Source organism: Luteimonas sp. 22616 (assembly GCF_052044325.1).
Classification (GTDB): domain Bacteria; phylum Pseudomonadota; class Gammaproteobacteria; order Xanthomonadales; family Xanthomonadaceae; genus Luteimonas.
Genome location: NZ_JBQEMW010000002.1, coordinates 572,704 through 588,961, shown reverse-complemented (window position 1 = coordinate 588,961; position 16,258 = coordinate 572,704). Strand labels below are relative to the sequence as shown.

The following is a 16,258-nucleotide window of genomic DNA, read 5'->3' as shown; positions in this document are numbered from 1 at the left end:
CGCTGTCCCGGGAGAACCCCGATGCGATCGCACTTCGTGCTGCTGGCGGCCTACAACCGCTCGATGAACACCCGCCTGTACGCCGCGGCGGGCTCGTTGCCGGCCGCGGAGCTGGCGCACGACCGCGGCGCGTTTTTTGGCTCGATCCTCGGCACCCTCAACCACCTGGTCGTCGCCGACACGATCTGGCTGCAGCGCTTCGCCGGCCTGCCCGCGCGCCACGCGGAACTCGATCCGGTCCGCGCGCTGCCGCCGCCCGCGGCACTCGACGCGCTGCCGTTCCCCGAGTTCACCGCGCTTGCCGCGCACCGCCGCTGGCTCGACGCCATCATCGAGCGCTGGGTGTCCGTGCTGGACGACGACGACCTGCGCCACGTGCTGCACTACGCCAAGACCCGCGGCGGCGGGTTCCGGCGCGAATTCGCCGCGCTGCTGCTGCATTTCTTCAACCATCAGACCCACCATCGCGGCCAGGTGACCACGCTGCTGTCGCAGGCCGGCGTGGACGTCGGCGTCACCGACCTGGTGGCCATGATTCCGGATGCCGCTGCGGACACCGCCGCGGCGCCCGACCCGCATTGAGGACACCACCGTGGAGCTGCGCAGCAAGCGTGCCTACCTGCCGCCCGACGACGACGACGGCAACCGCATCCTGGTCGACCGGCTGTGGCCGCGCGGCCTGTCGAAGGAGAAACTCGGCGACGTCGCCTGGGTCAGGGACGTGGCGCCGAGCGACGCGCTGCGCAAATGGTTCGGGCACGATGCGGCGAAATGGGACGGATTCCGAGAGCGCTACTTCGCCGAGCTCGACGCCAACCCCGAAGGCGTCGCCGCGCTGCGCAAGCAGCTGTTGGCGAAAGGGCGCAACACGCTGCTGTTCGGGACCCGCGAGGAAGCACACAACAATGCCGTCGCGCTGTGCGAGTACCTGCGCGCGCACCGCAAGCGCTAGGACGGGCCGACACGCGGAAGCGTTTCGCGCCGGGTCCGCGGGATCGCAAGATAGGGCGAAGGTAGCTGCAGGTTCCCGTAGGCGCGGCTTCAGCCGCGAGCTTTTTGAAGAAGAGCGGCGAAGATCGAGAGCTCGCGGCTTCCGCCGCTCCTGCATGGCTGCGGCGCGAAGGGCAGCACCGGCATGCAGGCGCGTGCCGGCCTGTTGTATCGACGGCGCGGGTCAGAGCTTGACCAGTTCCACCCGACGGTTCTGCGCGCGCCCGGCCTCGGTGCCGTTGTCGGCCACCGGCCGGCTGTCGCCGTAGCCATGTGCCTGCAGGCGCGCGGCATCGATGTCGCGGGCGGCGATTGCGTCCACCACCGACTGCGCACGCCCTTCGGACAGGGTCTGGTTGTGCCGAGCATCGCCGGTGTTGTCGGTGTGCCCGTCGATCGACAGCCGCAGCACCGGATCGTCCGAGAGCAGCTGCACGACCTGGTCGACCTGCGGCCTGGACGCCGGCTCGATCCGGGTGCTGTCGGTTGCGAAGTTGACCTGCAGCGCGACCTTGCCGGTCTCGTCCAGGCGCTTCTTCATTGCGCCGGCATCGATCAGCTTCGCGCTCGCCTCGAACGGCTTGGTCTCCATGATCAGCCAGTTGCCCATCGCACTGTTGGTCACGAAGTGGACCCAGATGTTGCGGTCGGCCCTGCGGATGACGTAGACGGTCGCCGGTTCGTTGTAGATGTCGCCGATGCCTTCGATATGGCCCTGGGTCACGTCCTCTTTGAGGGTGTCGTACTGTTCCTTCGGAATCCGCGACGACGCCACCTTGACCGCACCGACGCTGTCGAGAAGCGTCTCGAGGTTCTTGCGCAGCTCGAACTCGGACCAGGTCTTGCCGTCCGCCGTATCGATCGAGGCCTCGTAGCTGCGGCCTTCCACCCATTCGAAGCCTTGTCCGGTCCAGAACGGGAAACGGGCGTAATCCATCTCCACCGGCCGGTTCATCGGCTCGTAGCCGGCAGGCAGCGAGAAGTACGGGAACTCGCCCAGCGCAGCGTCGGACACCGGCACGCTTTCGATGTCGAAGCTGGCGATGGCGGCCTCGGTCGGCGTCGCAGCATCGGCGGCAGGTTCGGCATCCGAAGTCGCGGGCGTTGCTGCCGGCGCGGTGGCGGCCGCTTCGGCGGCTGGCGGGGCGGGCTTCTGGCAGGCTGCCAGCAGCGTGGCCAGTGCAAACACCGGCAGGAAGCGGACGATCGATTTCAAGGGAGAACTCCTTGTGGTCGGCAGGGTCACCGGCGACGGATCTGTGTCGCCGGGCGGAACGTCAGTCCAGCACGCGGCAGAAGGCCGCCTTGAGGTAACGCGATTCGGGCACGTTGGCCAGGAAGGGATGGTCCGGCCCGGCGCCGGCCACCTTCAGCACCTGGATCGTGCGTCCGGCGTAGAACGCCGCGCGGCGCAGCATGTCGAGGAACTGCTCCTCGCTGACCAGCCCGGTGCACGAGAACGTCGCGAACAGGCCGCCGGGCTTCACCACGCCGAGTGCGAGCTTGTTCATGTCGAGGTATTTCTTCAGCGCCGGGATCACCTGTTCCCGGTCGCGGGTCATCTTCGCCGGATCGAGGACCACCACGTCGTACAGGTCGCCCGCGTTGCCGGCGTCGCGCAGCCACGGGAAGATGTCGGCCTGCACGAAGCGGATGCGCACGTCGTTCAATTTCGCGTTGCCGCGGGCGATGTCGAGCACGTCCTGGTCGATGTCGATGCCGACCACCTCCTGTGCGCCGCGCGCCGCGGCATAGACGCCGAAGCCGCCGGTGTTGCAGCACAGGTCGAGCACGCGGCGACCTTCGACCTGGTGCGACAGCCATTCCCGGTTCTCGCGCTGGTCGGCGAAAAACCCGGTCTTGTGCGCGCCGGCGGGATCGGCGCGGAAGCGGATGCCGTGTTCGGTGATGATCGCCGGCTCCGGTGCCGAGCCGCTGCTGCTCACCGGACGGTAGTCGAAGCTCTCCTGCTTCTGCACGTGCTCGTCGGCGAAGCTGTAGAAGCGCGCGCCGGGGAAGTGCGCCTTGAGCGCCTCGTAGATCCACTCGCGGTGGCGGAACATGCCGGCGCTGAAAAACTCGACCACCAGCAGGTCGCCGTAGCGGTCGACGACCAGGCCGCTGAGGCCGTCGCCCTCGCTGTGCACCACGCGCCAGGCGTCGGAGACGGCGTCGAGTTTCAGGATGTCGCGGCGCAGGCGCACCGCCTCGCCGATGCGATGCGCGAACCACGCGGCATCGACGGCGACGTCGGGATCGGCTTCCAGCATGCGCAGCGCGATGCGCGAATGGCCGTTGTAGAAACCGCGCCCGATCCAGGTGCCGTCGACGCCGACCACGTCGACGATGCTGCCGGGCCTGGGCCGCTGCGCTGGTTTTTCCACCAGCTTCTGGAAGATCCACGGGTGGCTGCCACGCCAGGCATTGCGCAGGCGGACGGTGGGGATGGCGTCATTCATGCGCGCATTATCGCGCAACGGGTTGCTGGATCCGTGGCCTTGCCCCGGCGCATGGTCGCCACGGCTCGTGTAGGAGCGGCTTCAGCCGCGAGCTCTTCGCCCGATCCGAAGAGCAAGAGCTCGCGGCTGAAGCCGCTCCTACCGGTACGTTTCACTCGAAGACCGGTCACCGCCATCCGTGGCGCAACGACGCAGGCTCAGGAACGTCCGGCCCGGCCATCCATGGCCGGGCGTTCGCGACCGCAGCCGATGCCGATAGGGCATCGGCTAAGCGCGGTCGCTCACCCCCCCGGGTTGAAGCCGATGGTGCGGCGGGTGGTGACCGGGGCGCCGATCGGTTCGAAGCGCCAGCGCTTGACCGCGGCCACCGCCTCGCGGTCGAACACCCGCGGCGGGTTCGATCGCACCACGCGGGCGCTGGTGACCGAGCCGTCGGCGGCGACCGTGAATTCCACCTGCACCTCGCCCGACTGGCCGGCGCGCAGGGCGTCGATCGGGTAGCGCGGCGCGGGGGTGCTGATCGGACGCAGGTCGTTCGCCGATACCGTCGCCTTCTCGACCGGCTTCGGCGTCTGCTGGGCGGCACGCTGCTGCGCAGCCTTCTGCTCCGCTTCGCGCTCGGCCGCGGCCTTCTGGTCGGCCTCGCGCTTGGCGGCGGCGGCCTGCTCGGCCTGCTGGGCGGCAAGCTTTTCGGCCACCTGCTGCTGCTGCAGCTGCTGCTGCGCGGCGCGTTCCTTCTCGAGCTGTGCCTTCTTCGCCGCTTCCTCTTCGGCGGAGAGTTTCTGCTCTTCGGCGCGCTTGATCTCGGCGTCCTGCGCGGTGGCGATGCTAGCCTTCAGCCGTGCCAGCGACGGATGGTCCTTGTCGGCCTTCTCGATCAGGCCGAACAAACGCTGCGCCTCGTCGAAGTCGCCGCGGTCGCGGCTCTGTTCGGTGGCGATCACGGTCATCGGCAGCAGGTCGGTCAACGCACTGGACACGCCGGGGTCGCCGGGCAGCTTGTCGCGCAGCGCGAGGTAGTACTCCATCGCGTTGTCGCCGGCCGGGGCGTAGAGCTTGCTTTCCTGGTAGGCCTGGGTGGCCTTCTTGCGCAGGTCGTCGGCGCTGAGCGCGGCGACCTCCGCCGACACGGCCTGCGCCGGCGGCTGGGCCGGCTGCGTCGCGGCGGTGGGCGTCGCGCCGCCGGCGGCGGGCGCGGCGTCTTCCTTCTTGCCGCAGGCGCTGATCGCGATGACCAGCAACACCCCGAGCGCCAGGCGCAGGTGTGCCGGCCGTGCGTCGGGCGCAAGCGGTGACATGGACTGTGACAAAGACATCGGTACTCCCCCTGGATGTGCGATTGGTGCACTTGCGTAGGACGCGATAGTACAACCGGTTTGTCAACTCCCCGGCCGCCTGAACGCGCTGCCGCGCTACTTGCCGATGCAGAAGCTCGAGAAAATGTGACCAAGTAGGGCGTCGGGCGCGACCCGGCCGGTGATCTCGCCCAGGGCCTCGTGGCCGGCGCGCAGGGCCTCGGCGGCCAGGTCCAGGCTCTCCGCGGCAAGGGCCTGGCGGGCGGCCGCGAGCTCGGCCGCGGCGCGGCGCAGGGCGTCGACGTGGCGGGCGCGGGCGGTGAAGGCACCCTCGGTGGCGTCCGCGGTGCGGCCCTGCCACAGCGCGCGCAGGCGCTCGTGCAGCTGCTCGAGCCCGGCGCCGGTGCGGGCGGAGACCTGCAGCGCGTCGTCCATCCCGGCCGGCGGTGCCGCGGTGCCCGGCAGATCGCTCTTGTTGAGCAGCCAGAGCCGGGTCGGGACGCCCGCGACCGCGGCGACCAGTTCGGCGCGCCCGGCCTCCGGCGTGCGCGCATCGAGCACGACCAGGGCGATGTCGGCGCGTCCGAGTTCGTCGCGTGCGCGGCGCATGCCTTCGCGCTCGATCACGTCACCGGATTCGCGCAGCCCGGCGGTGTCGACCAGGGTGAGTTCGACGCCGTCGATGCGCACCGTCTCGTGCAGCAGGTCGCGGGTGGTGCCGGCGATGTCGGTGACGATGGCGCGGTCGCTGCCGGCCAGCGCGTTGAGCAGCGAACTCTTGCCGGCATTGGGCGGGCCGACGATCACCGCGTGCAGGCCGTCGCGCAGCTTGCGGCCGCGTTCGGCGTCGGCGAGCAGCGCATCGAGCAGCGCGATCGCGTCGTCCAGTCGTCGCCGCAATGGCCCGCCGCCGAGGGTGTCGAGCGGTTCGTCGGCGAAATCGATCGCCGCCTCGACGTGTACCCGCAGCGCCAGCAGTTCGGCGGCGATGGCGTCGATGCGGCGCGAGAACTCGCCGTCCAGCGCGCGCCGCGCCGCGCGGGCGGCACGCTGGTCGCCGGCGGCGATCAGGTCGGCGACGGCTTCGGCCTGGGCCAGGTCGAGCTTGCCGTTGAGGAACGCGCGTTCGCTGAACTCGCCCGGCCGCGCGCCGCGCGCGCCCAGCGCCTGGCAGCGTTCGACCAGTTGCTGCAGCACGGCGCGACTGCCGTGCGCCTGCAGCTCCACCACGTCCTCACCCGTGTAGCTGGCCGGCGCGCGGAAATACAGCGCGATGCCGTCGTCGATCGTCGCCCCGTCCGCATCGACGAAGCGCACGTGCCGCGCCAGCCGCGGCTTTAGCGCCTTGTCGCCGCATACCTCGCGTGCGATGTCGCGCGAACGCGGGCCCGACAGGCGCACGATGCCGACCCCGCCGGCACCCGGCGCGGTGGCGATGGCGACGATGGTGTCGTGAGCGTCGGTCATGACGGACATGTTCGCAGACCCGGCCCGCAACGCGGACCCCGGATGCGCAAGACCCGCCTTGCGGCGGGCCTGCGGAATCAACTTGCCGGACCCACCTGCGTGGATCAGCCTGCCTTGATCAGCTTTTCTCCACCAGCGGCTTCGGCGGCGGCTCGGCGTACTTCCTGGTGATCACCCACTGCTGCAGCAGGCCCAGGCCGCCGTTGGCCACCTGGTACAGCACCAGGCCGGCAGGCAGGAAGGCCAGGACTACGCCGAAGATGATCGGCATCGTCTGCATCATCTTCTGCTGCATCGGATCCATGCCGCTCATCGGCGTGAGCTTCTGCGTGGCCCACATGATCGCGATGTTGAGCACCGGCAGGATGAAGTACGGGTCGCGCGCGGTGAGGTCCTGGATCCACAGCGTCCACGGCGCCTGGCGCAGCTCCACCGATTCCATCAGCATCCAGTACAGCGCCATGAAGATGATCATCTGCGGCAGCACCGGCAGGCAGCCGCCGACAGGATTGATCTTCTCCTTCTTGTAAAGCTCCATCATCGCCATCTGGAACTTCTGCTTGTCGTCGCCGTAGCGCTCCTTGAGCTGCGCGATGCGCGGCTGGAAGCGGCGCATCTTGGCGGTCGACTTGTACTGCGCCGCCGACAGCGGGAACAGCACCAGCTTGAGCATGCAGACCAGCGCGACGATCGCCCAGCCCCAGTTGCCGAACAGCGCGTGCAGCTTGGCCAGCACCCAGAACAGGCCCTGCCCGAGCACCGCGAAGACCTTGAAGCGGCTGTAATCAACCGCACGCTCCAGGCCCTTGACGTCCTGCGCGGCCAGCTGCGAAACCAGCTTCGGGCCGACCCACAGGCGCGCGTCGCTGACCGCCTTCTCGCCCGGCGCGAGCGAGAACGACGGCCCCATCGCATGGATGCCGTCGACCGCGCCGGCCGTGGTCAGGCCGAAGCGCGCGGCCTGGTCCTTCTGCGGGATCCAGGCGGTGAAGAAGTGGTGCTGCAGCAGCGCGATCCAGCCGCCGGTGACGGTGATGTCGAGCGGGCCGTCCTCGACGAAGTCGTTGAACTTGCGTCCGTCATAACCGTCGGCGGCGCTGAACCACTTGGCGCCAGCGAAGCTGTACGACGCCGGATCGGTCATGCCGCTCTTCTTCTCGGGCGGGATCCGCGCCAGCTGGCGGTAGATGTAGCCCTGCCACGGCTTGCCGGACTCGTTGACGACCTCGTCATGCACCGCGATCGCGTAGCTGCCGCGCGACAGGGTATAGGTGCGACGGATGCGCACCGCCGCGTCGGGCGGCGAAACGAAGCTGACCTGCACCGTCGGCTGGCCGCTGGCCAGCGTGATCTCGCGCTGCTGCGGTGCCTCCGGCACCAGCGCCGGCACGGTCGCTCCACCCTGCCCGACCCAGCCACTCTTGGCGACGTAGTAATGCGCCGGGTCGTCATCGAGCAGCTTGACCGGCGGGCTGCCCTCGGTCCGGGCCTGCGGATACTGCAGCAGCTGCGCGTCGAACACGTTGCCGCCGTCGAGCGACAGCGTCAGCACGTCTGTGGTGATCGTGACCCGATGGTCGTCGGCGATCGGCGCGGCCACGACCGCAGCCACGGCGGCGTTGCCGGTGCCGGCCGGTTTCGCGCTGGGGATCGCGGCAGCGGTATCACCCGGCGCCATGCCCGGCAGCGCGCCGGCACTGGGCAGCGCCTGCTGCGTGGTCTCGGCCGCCGCGGGCGCTGGATTCTTGTCCTTGCCCCACTCCATCCACAGCAGCACCGCCACCATCAGCCAGGCGAAAATCAGGAACGTACGGGTCTGGTTCATCAGGCAGGCAGGCTCGAGCCGTCGGGTCGATCGTCCGACGCGGGATGGGAAGGAGGGGCAGCGGGCGCCGCGGGGGGGATTGTGCCGTCCGCGCCAGCCTGCGGCAATGCGCCGGCGCGCTGCAGCAGGCTCAGCAAGCCTTCGCGCAGGGCCGCGTTCTGGCTCTGCGCCGCGGCCTTGCGCGCGACCACGACATAGTCGCCGTCAGGCAATTGCGGCCGCAGCTGGCGGAAGACATCGCGCAGGACGCGCTTGATGCGGTTGCGGCCGACCGCGTGCGGATCGACCTTGCGCGAAACGGCCAGGCCCAGCCGCGCCGGCGGCGGACCGGCGACGAAATGCAGGGAAAACAGGGGCGATGCGGTGCGCCGGCCCTGCTGGAAGGCGCGGTCGAACTCGGCGCGTGCGCGTACCCGCACGTGGCGCGGGAAGCGGGCAGTCATGGGCAAAGCGATGCAATCGCGGCCGTTGGCCGGCCGGAGCGAAACGGCCTCAGGCCGTCAGGCGCTTGCGACCCTTGGCGCGGCGACGGGCCAGGATCTTGCGGCCGTCGGCGGTCTTCATGCGGGCACGGAAGCCGTGGTCGCGCTTGCGCTTGAGGTTGCTGGGTTGGTAGGTGCGCTTGGTGGCCATGGCGGGACTCGAGCGAATACGCGTCGGAAAGAACCGGCGATTTTACTGTGCCTGGATTTGGCCGGTCAAGCCGGATCGGCCCGGGCCAGGCGTCCGGCCGCCCTGGCGCGGCCCCGGCGCAGTGGCCGCGGTGCGGTCGTGCGCCTGCCCGGGTGCGGTGGTAGTCTGCCTGTCCCCTTGCTGCCGCGACCGTTGCGCGCCCGATCCGGACGCACGACGCGGCGCTGTCATTGCGCAGAACCGAACGTATGGATGCCTGGCCCCGTTGCCTTGAACGCCTTGAAGCCGAGTTTCCCGCCGAGGACGTCCATGCCTGGCTGAAGCCGCTGCAGGCGACCTGGCGCGACGACGCCACCGTGCTGTACGCGCCCAACGCCTTCGTCCGCGACGAGGTCCGCACGCGCTACCTGGGCCGGATCCGCGAGCTGCTCGGCCACTTCGCCGGCAACGAGGAAGTCACCCTGGAAATCGGCTCGCTGCCACGGATCGCCACCGAGCGGGCCGCGCCGATGGCATTCCCGGCGCGCAGCGCGCACGAGGCGGTCGCCTTCGCCGGCAACCTCGACAGCCACTACACCTTCGACAACTTCGTCGAGGGCCGCAGCAACCAGCTTGGCCGCGCCGCGGCCTGGCATGCGGCGCAGGATCCCGGCAATCGCGCCCACAACCCGCTGCTGCTGTACGGCGGCACCGGCCTGGGCAAGACCCACCTGATGTTCGCCGCCGGCAACGAGATGCGCCGCCACAACCCGGGCATGCGCGTGCTGTACGTGCGCAGCGAGCAGTTCTTCAGCGCGATGATGAAGGCGCTGCAGGACAAGGCGATGGACGGCTTCAAGCGCCAGTTCCAGCAGGTCGACGCGCTGCTGATCGACGACATCCAGTTCTTCGCCGGCAAGGACCGCACCCAGGAAGAGTTTTTCCACACCTTCAACGCGCTGTTCGACGGCAAGCAGCAGATCATCATGACCTGCGACCGTTTCCCGCGCGAAGTCGAAGGCCTCGAGCCGCGGCTCAAGTCGCGCCTGGCCTCGGGCCTGAGCGTGCCGATCGACCCGCCCGACTTCGAGACCCGCGCCCAGATCGTGCTGTCGAAGGCGCGCGAGCGCGGCGCCAACATCCCCGAGGACGTCGCCTTCCTGATCGCCAAGAAGATGCGCTCGAACGTGCGCGACCTCGAAGGTGCACTCAACACGCTGGCGGCGCGCGCCAACTTCACCGGCCGCGCGATCACCCAGGAGTTCGCCCAGGAGACCTTGCGCGACCTGCTCCGGGCGCAGCAGCAGGCGATCAGCATCGCCAATATCCAGAAGACCGTGGCAGACTACTACGGGTTGCAGATCAAGGATTTGCTGTCGAAACGCCGGACCCGTTCGCTGGCCCGCCCCCGCCAGGTGGCGATGGCGCTGGCGAAGGAGCTGACCGAGCACAGCCTGCCCGAGATCGGCGACGCCTTCGCCGGGCGCGACCACACCACGGTGCTGCACGCATGCCGCCAGATCCGCGGCCTGCTCGGCACCGACGGCAAGCTCCACGAGGACTGGGACAAGCTGATCCGCAAGCTCAGCGAGTGAACCAGGCCACGGTCCGTCCGGAAGATCGCGGCGAACGACGGCAGGTGTGGATCGGCCAGGGCGGTGGATGAAACGTGGAAAACTTGTGGACAACCCGGGGGCGAAGATTGGGGCCAAAAGTTATCCACAGATTGCCCCAATGTGGTCCGGCGGTTATCTACGGGGTCACGAGCCTGTAAAATCCATTAAATTCAAAGTGTTACCTGTGTTACAACCAGATTTCCGCGACTCCAACACCACCAGCTTTTGTATTTATCCCATTCTTAGAGCAAGGGCATAGGGGAAACAAACAGCATGCGTTTCAGTCTGCAGCGCGAAGTGTTCCTGAAGCCGCTGGGCCAGGTGGTCAACGTCGTCGAACGGCGCCAGACCCTGCCCGTGCTGGCCAACCTGCTGGTCCAGGTCAAGGACGGGCAACTGTCGCTGACCGGCACCGACCTCGAAGTCGAGATGATCGCCCGCAGCGCCGTCGATGACGCCCAGGACGGCGAGACCACGATCCCGGCACGCAAGCTGTTCGACATCGTCCGTGCCCTGCCCGACGGCAGCAAGGTTTCGGTCTCGCAGACCGGCGACAAGGTCACCGTGCAAGCCGGCCGCAGCCGCTTCACCCTGGCCAGCCTGTCGGCCAACGACTTCCCGTCGGTGGACGAGGTCGAGGCGACCGAACGCGTCAGCGTGCCGGAAGCCGCGCTCAAGGAGCTGATCGAGCGCACCGCGTTCGCGATGGCGCAGCAGGACGTGCGCTATTACCTCAACGGCCTGTTGTTCGACCTCGGCGACCGCCGCCTGCGCTGCGTGGCCACCGACGGCCATCGCCTGGCGTTGTGCGAGACCACGCTGGAAGCGGACGTGCAGACCAAGCGTCAGATCATCGTCCCGCGCAAGGGCGTGCAGGAACTGCAGCGCTTGCTCGAGGGCGGCGACCGCACGCTCGAGCTGGAGATGGGCCGGAACCACATCCGGGTCAAGCGCGACGATGTCACCTTCACCAGCAAGCTGATCGACGGCCGCTTCCCCGATTACGCGGCGGTGATCCCGATCGGTGCCGACCGCGAGGTCCGCATCGACCGCGAAGTCCTGCGTGCGGCCCTGCAGCGCGCGGCGATCCTGTCGAACGAGAAGTATCGCGGCGTGCGCCTGGAGGTCTCCCCCGGCCAGCTGAAGATCAACGCCCACAACCCCGAGCAGGAAGAGGCACAGGAAGAAGTCGAGGCCGATACCAAGGTCGACGACCTGGCGGTCGGCTTCAACGTCAACTACCTGCTCGACGCGCTCAGCGCCCTGCGCGACGAACACGTGGTGATCGCCCTGCGCGACGCCAATTCCTCGGCGCTGGTGCGCGAGGCCTCCAACGACCGCTGCCGCCACGTCGTGATGCCGCTGCGGCTGTGAGCCATCCGGTTTGTTTCACGTGGAACAACGACGCCCGGCCCGCTCCGGGCGTTTTGTTCTGCGCGGGTTGACCCTGCATGCGCCTGTCGCGGCTTGAAATCCGGCGGCTGCGCAGCCTGGCCGAGGTGGCGCTTGCGCCCGGTCGCGGCCTGAACCTGCTCGTCGGCGGCAACGGCGCCGGCAAGACCAGCGTGCTCGAAGCGGTCCACCTGCTGGCCTACGGGCGCAGTTTCCGCGGCCGGGTGCGTGACGGGCTGGTGGCCAGCGGCGCGCCGGCGCTCGAGGTCTATGTCGAATGGGAGGAAGAAGCCGGAACGCGCCGCCGGAAGGCGGGCCTGCGGCACGGCGGGCAGGCCTGGGAGGGTCGCCTCGACGGACAACAGGTCGCCTATCTCGGCGACCTGTGCGCGGCGCTGGCGGTGGTCAGTTTCGAGCCGGGCAGCCATGCCCTGGTCAGCGGCGGCGGCGAGCCGCGGCGCCGCTACGTCGATTGGGGGCTGTTCCACGTGGAACACGACTTCCTGCCCCTGTGGCGCCGCTATGCGCGCGCGCTCAAGCAGCGCAACAGCCTCCTCAAGCAGCGCGTCCGCGACGACCAGCTCGACGCCTGGGACCACGAACTGGCCGAGGCCGGCGAGCCGATGACGCGCCTGCGCGAGTCCTACCTGGCCCAGCTGCAGGCGCCGCTGGGCGCCATTTCCGGCGAACTCGCACCGATGCTCGGCTCCGCCAGCATCGAGTTCCAGCCCGGGTGGCGCCGCGACGAGCTTCCGCTCGCAGACGCGCTGCTGCTGGCACGCGATCGCGACCTGCAGGCCGGCTTCACCTCGGTCGGCCCGCACCGCGCGGATTGGCGAATCCGGCACGCCGCCCTACCCAATGGCGAGACCCTCTCCCGCGGCCAGGCCAAGCTCACCGCGCTGACCTGCGTCCTCGCCCAGGCCGAGCATTACGCCGGCGTGCGGGGCGAGTGGCCGGTGGTGCTGCTCGACGACCTGGCCTCGGAACTCGATCGCGGCCACCAGCGGCGGATCCTGGCGCGGCTGGCGGCCGGCAATGCCCAGGTCTTCGTCACCGGCACCGAACTCCCGGCCGAAGACGCGCTGCGCGAGCATGAATACGCCTTGTTCCACGTGGAACAAGGCCGGGTCGGCCCCGCCTGAGCGCTTCGCGCAGGCAGCAGAAACGGCGTCGAACCCCGCGAATTGCTATAATTCGAGCATCCATAGCTAATGTGTCTCGGTGCCGGCCAACGCCGCCGCCGCGGGAGTCTTGAGCCGAATGACCGAATCCAACCTGGGCGCCGAGCAGGGCCAGAACAACGTCTACGATTCCAGCCGGATCACCGTGCTGCGCGGCCTGGAAGCGGTGCGCAAGCGCCCGGGCATGTACATCGGCGACGTCCACGACGGCACTGGCCTGCACCACATGGTGTTCGAGGTGGTCGACAACTCGATCGACGAGGCCCTGGCCGGCCACGCCGACGACGTCACCGTGACCATCCACGAGGACGGTTCGGTATCGGTGTCCGACAACGGCCGCGGCATCCCGGTCGACATCCACAAGGAAGAGGGCGTCTCGGCGGCGCAGGTCATCATGACCCAGCTGCACGCCGGCGGTAAGTTCGACGACAACAGCTACAAAGTCTCCGGCGGCCTGCACGGTGTCGGCGTGTCGGTGGTCAACGCGCTGAGCGAGAAGCTCACCCTCGACATCTGGCGCAACGGCTTCCACCACCAGCAGACCTACGCGATGGGCGAGCCGGTCGCGCCGCTGGCCGCGCTCGAGGCCTCGGACAAGCGCGGCACCCTGGTGCGGTTCTGGCCGGCGACGGTGACGTTCAGCGACGTCGAATTCCATTACGACATCCTGGCCCGGCGCCTGCGCGAGCTGTCGTTCCTCAATTCGGGGGTGAAGATCACCCTGGTCGACGAGCGCGGGGAAGGGCGCCGCGACGTGTTCCAGTACCAGGGCGGCATCGCTTCGTTCGTCGAGCACCTGGCGCAGCTCAAGACCCCGCTGCACCCCAACGTGATTTCGGTCAGCGGCGAGGAAGCCGGCATCACCGTGGACGTGGCGTTGCAGTGGACCGATTCCTACCAGGAAGCGATGTTCTGCTTCACCAACAACATTCCGCAGAAGGACGGCGGCACCCACCTGATCGGGTTCCGCGCCGCGCTCACGCGCACGCTGACCAACTACATCGAGCAGAACGGGATCGCCAAGCAGGCCAAGGTCAACCTGTCCGGCGACGACATGCGCGAGGGCATGATCGCGGTGCTCAGCGTCAAGGTGCCGGATCCGAGCTTCTCCTCGCAGACCAAGGAGAAGCTGGTCTCATCGGAGGTGAGACCGGTCGTTGAGCACACGTTCGGCGCACGTTTGGAGGAGTTCCTGCAGGAAAACCCCAATGAAGCCCGTGCGATCGCCGGCAAGATCGTCGACTCCGCCCGCGCCCGCGAGGCCGCGCGCAAGGCCCGCGACCTGACCCGCCGCAAGGGCGCGCTGGACATCGCCGGGCTGCCCGGCAAGCTCGCCGACTGCCAGGAAAAGGACCCGGCGCTGTCGGAACTGTTCATCGTCGAGGGCGACTCTGCCGGCGGTTCGGCCAAGCAGGGCCGCAACCGCAAGAACCAGGCGGTGCTGCCTTTGAGGGGCAAGATCCTTAACGTCGAGCGCGCGCGCTTCGACCGCATGCTGTCCTCGGACCAGGTCGGCACCCTGATCACCGCGCTGGGCACCGGCATCGGCCGCGACGAGTACAATCCGGACAAGCTGCGTTACCACCGCATCATCATCATGACCGACGCCGACGTCGACGGCGCGCACATCCGCACCCTGCTGCTGACGTTCTTCTACCGGCAGATGCCGGAGCTGATCGAGCGCGGCTACATCTACATCGGCCTGCCGCCGCTGTACAAGATCAAGCAGGGCAAGACCGAGCTGTACCTGAAGGACGACGCGGCGCTCAACGCCTACCTGGCCAGCAACGCGGTCGAAGGCGCGTCGCTGATCCCGGCGCAGGACGAGCCGGCGATCGAGGGCGCGGCGCTGGAAAAGCTGCTGCTGGCCTATGCCGGCGCGCGCGACGCCATCGCCCGCAACGCGCACCGCTTTGACCCGCTGGTGCTCGAGTCGCTGATCGACTTCACCCCGCTCGACGCCGAACACCTGGCGCAGAACACCGACGAGCGCCACGAACTCGACGCGCTGGAAAAGCGCCTCAACCGCAGCGGGCTGGGGAAGCCGCGCTACTCGCTGGAACTGCAGGCGGCGGACGAAACGCGCCCGGGCGCGCTGCTGGTCAAGCGCAAGCACATGGGCGAGGAGTTGATCCAGGTGCTGCCGTTCTCGGCGTTCGAGAGCGGCGACCTGCGCCCGTTGCGCGACACCGCCGCGCTGCTGCACGGCCTGATCCGCGATGGCGCGCAGATCGTCCGCGGCAACCGCGCGCAGCCGATCGCCAGCTTCGCCGAGGCGCAGGCCTGGCTGCTCGACGAGGCCAAGAAGGGCCGCCAGATCCAGCGCTTCAAGGGCCTGGGTGAAATGAATCCCGAGCAGCTGTGGGACACCACGGTCAATCCGGACACGCGCCGCCTGCTGCAGGTGCGGATCGAGGACGCGGTGGCCGCCGACCAGATCTTCTCGACCCTGATGGGCGATGTCGTCGAACCGCGCCGCGAGTTCATCGAGGACAACGCGCTGAAGGTCTCCAACCTCGACGTCTGACGGTCGCCTGACGCTTGGAGGTTCGCGCCGACAGCATCACTGCGCCGCCGCCGTTGCCGGCGCAGCCGTGGCGGCAGTCGCTGGCCGCGTTCGCGGTCGACCTGGCGCTGGCCACGGGGCTGGTATTCGGCCTCTCCATCGCGGGGGTCGTGGCCTGGGCCATGGTCCGGGGCATGCAGCTGGGCCTCGACGGCGGAGCGGCGGGCGATCCACGACAGCTCGCGGCGCAAATCGGGGAACCGCAGGGCATGGCCCTGGTCGTCATCAGCGTCGTGGCCACCGCGGTTGCGGCGCTGCTGCTGTATTTCTGGCGCCGCCGCGCCGCCATCGGCGAGCGCATGGCCTCGCACGCCGCCGCACGGCGGCTTTCGACCTGGGGCTGGGCCGCATTGGCCGGCCTTGCGGCTTTCGCCTTCAGCGCGGTGGCCACCACCCTGGGCCAGCAGGCCGGCATCGAGCAGGTCCCGACCAACCAGCCGCTGATCGAGGCGGTGGGTGCCCAGCATCCGGCCTGGCTGCTGCTGTTCGTCGTGCTGCTGGCGCCCGTCTACGAAGAACTGCTGTTCCGGCGCGTGCTGTTCGGCCGCCTCTGGGCCGCCGGCCGGCCGCTGCTGGGCCTGGTGCTGAGCAGCGCGGCGTTCGCGTGCATGCACGAGCTGCCGGGCACCGGCGGCAACGGGCTGCTGGCCGGGACGCTGCTATGGACCTGCTACGCGGCGATGGGCGCGCTGTTCGCCTGGGTCTATCGCAGGACCGGGACCCTGTGGGCCGCGATTGGCGCCCATGCCGTCAACAACCTGATCGCCAGCGCGCTGCTGCTGTCGGGTGTGCATTGACGGGCCGTTGATCCACACTCGACTACAACGACCGATTCGATGCCAAGGAACGTCC

The 16,258-nt window shown here is 68.9% G+C and carries 14 protein-coding genes; 7 read left to right on the top strand and 7 right to left on the bottom strand.

All coding sequences use genetic code 11. The annotated features are described in order from the left end of the window. Positions 1-21 precede the first annotated feature (21 nt). Both ACTJIL_RS15035 and ACTJIL_RS15030 read left to right on the top strand, forming a co-directional pair. The gene (locus tag ACTJIL_RS15035; RefSeq protein ID WP_440756419.1) at positions 22-582 is read left to right on the top strand and encodes a DinB family protein; all 561 of its coding nucleotides are present in this window, start codon (positions 22-24) and stop codon (positions 580-582) included. Positions 583-592: 10 nt separating this feature from the next. After that, positions 593-952: a DUF488 domain-containing protein gene (locus ACTJIL_RS15030; RefSeq protein ID WP_440756418.1), complete on the top strand. Its 360-nt coding sequence runs from the start codon at positions 593-595 to the stop codon at positions 950-952. A gap of 222 nt (positions 953-1,174) precedes the next feature. Here ACTJIL_RS15030 and ACTJIL_RS15025 read toward each other — a convergent pair whose 3' ends face one another. The 7 genes from ACTJIL_RS15025 to rpmH all read right to left on the bottom strand — a co-directional run bounded on the left by ACTJIL_RS15025 (position 1,175) and on the right by rpmH (position 8,669). Next, complete coding sequence (locus ACTJIL_RS15025; RefSeq protein WP_440756417.1) at positions 1,175-2,206, bottom strand: OmpA family protein; 1,032 nt, start codon at positions 2,204-2,206, stop codon at positions 1,175-1,177. Positions 2,207-2,267: 61 nt separating this feature from the next. Then, the gene (locus ACTJIL_RS15020) at positions 2,268-3,449 is read right to left on the bottom strand and encodes a class I SAM-dependent rRNA methyltransferase (RefSeq protein ID WP_440756416.1); all 1,182 of its coding nucleotides are present in this window, start codon (positions 3,447-3,449) and stop codon (positions 2,268-2,270) included. A 281-nt stretch (positions 3,450-3,730) separates the two neighbouring features. Beyond that, positions 3,731-4,747: a TonB family protein gene (locus ACTJIL_RS15015; protein WP_440756639.1), complete on the bottom strand. Its 1,017-nt coding sequence runs from the start codon at positions 4,745-4,747 to the stop codon at positions 3,731-3,733. 114 nt (positions 4,748-4,861) lie between these two features. After that, positions 4,862-6,211, bottom strand: coding sequence for a tRNA uridine-5-carboxymethylaminomethyl(34) synthesis GTPase MnmE (gene mnmE / locus ACTJIL_RS15010; RefSeq protein WP_440756415.1), 1,350 nt, complete (start codon positions 6,209-6,211; stop codon positions 4,862-4,864). 118 nt (positions 6,212-6,329) lie between these two features. Continuing rightward, positions 6,330-8,036, bottom strand: coding sequence for a membrane protein insertase YidC (gene yidC, locus ACTJIL_RS15005; protein WP_440756414.1), 1,707 nt, complete (start codon positions 8,034-8,036; stop codon positions 6,330-6,332). Next, positions 8,036-8,479 carry a ribonuclease P protein component gene (gene rnpA, locus ACTJIL_RS15000; RefSeq protein ID WP_440756413.1) on the bottom strand — a complete coding sequence of 148 codons (444 nt, stop codon included), beginning with the start codon at positions 8,477-8,479 and terminating at the stop codon, positions 8,036-8,038. The genes yidC and rnpA overlap by 1 nt, the downstream gene beginning before the upstream one ends. 49 nt (positions 8,480-8,528) lie before the next feature. Then, positions 8,529-8,669, bottom strand: a complete 141-nt coding sequence (gene rpmH / locus ACTJIL_RS14995; protein ID WP_013536759.1) for a 50S ribosomal protein L34 — start codon at positions 8,667-8,669, stop codon at positions 8,529-8,531. A gap of 248 nt (positions 8,670-8,917) precedes the next feature. Between rpmH and dnaA the strand changes: the two genes are divergently transcribed. From dnaA to ACTJIL_RS14970, 5 genes are all read left to right on the top strand, one after another. Next, positions 8,918-10,243, top strand: coding sequence for a chromosomal replication initiator protein DnaA (gene dnaA, locus ACTJIL_RS14990; RefSeq protein WP_440756412.1), 1,326 nt, complete (start codon positions 8,918-8,920; stop codon positions 10,241-10,243). Positions 10,244-10,537: 294 nt separating this feature from the next. Then, positions 10,538-11,638, top strand: coding sequence for a DNA polymerase III subunit beta (gene dnaN, locus ACTJIL_RS14985; protein WP_440756411.1), 1,101 nt, complete (start codon positions 10,538-10,540; stop codon positions 11,636-11,638). Positions 11,639-11,715: 77 nt separating this feature from the next. Next, positions 11,716-12,801 carry a DNA replication/repair protein RecF gene (recF, locus tag ACTJIL_RS14980; RefSeq protein WP_440756410.1) on the top strand — a complete coding sequence of 362 codons (1,086 nt, stop codon included), beginning with the start codon at positions 11,716-11,718 and terminating at the stop codon, positions 12,799-12,801. Positions 12,802-12,919: 118 nt separating this feature from the next. Next, positions 12,920-15,367, top strand: a complete 2,448-nt coding sequence (gyrB, locus tag ACTJIL_RS14975) for a DNA topoisomerase (ATP-hydrolyzing) subunit B (RefSeq protein WP_440756409.1) — start codon at positions 12,920-12,922, stop codon at positions 15,365-15,367. Between the two features lie 14 nt (positions 15,368-15,381). Continuing rightward, on the top strand, positions 15,382-16,203 hold the full coding sequence (locus ACTJIL_RS14970; RefSeq protein WP_440756408.1) for a lysostaphin resistance A-like protein: 822 nt from the start codon (positions 15,382-15,384) through the stop codon (positions 16,201-16,203). The last annotated feature ends 55 nt before the right edge of the window (positions 16,204-16,258 follow it).

What these genes read in the sequence shown, in the direction of transcription:
- mnmE (WP_440756415.1), bottom strand. Translation starts at nt 6,211, where the DNA reads ATGACCGACGCTCACGACACCATCGTCGCCATCGCCACCGCGCCGGGT.
- gyrB (WP_440756409.1), top strand. Translation starts at nt 12,920, where the DNA reads ATGACCGAATCCAACCTGGGCGCCGAGCAGGGCCAGAACAACGTCTAC.
- yidC (WP_440756414.1), bottom strand. Translation starts at nt 8,036, where the DNA reads ATGAACCAGACCCGTACGTTCCTGATTTTCGCCTGGCTGATGGTGGCG.
- ACTJIL_RS15020 (WP_440756416.1), bottom strand. Translation starts at nt 3,449, where the DNA reads ATGAATGACGCCATCCCCACCGTCCGCCTGCGCAATGCCTGGCGTGGC.
- rpmH (WP_013536759.1), bottom strand. Translation starts at nt 8,669, where the DNA reads ATGGCCACCAAGCGCACCTACCAACCCAGCAACCTCAAGCGCAAGCGC.
- dnaN (WP_440756411.1), top strand. Translation starts at nt 10,538, where the DNA reads ATGCGTTTCAGTCTGCAGCGCGAAGTGTTCCTGAAGCCGCTGGGCCAG.
- ACTJIL_RS15035 (WP_440756419.1), top strand. Translation starts at nt 22, where the DNA reads ATGCGATCGCACTTCGTGCTGCTGGCGGCCTACAACCGCTCGATGAAC.
- dnaA (WP_440756412.1), top strand. Translation starts at nt 8,918, where the DNA reads ATGGATGCCTGGCCCCGTTGCCTTGAACGCCTTGAAGCCGAGTTTCCC.
- rnpA (WP_440756413.1), bottom strand. Translation starts at nt 8,479, where the DNA reads ATGACTGCCCGCTTCCCGCGCCACGTGCGGGTACGCGCACGCGCCGAG.
- ACTJIL_RS15015 (WP_440756639.1), bottom strand. Translation starts at nt 4,747, where the DNA reads ATGTCACCGCTTGCGCCCGACGCACGGCCGGCACACCTGCGCCTGGCG.
- recF (WP_440756410.1), top strand. Translation starts at nt 11,716, where the DNA reads ATGCGCCTGTCGCGGCTTGAAATCCGGCGGCTGCGCAGCCTGGCCGAG.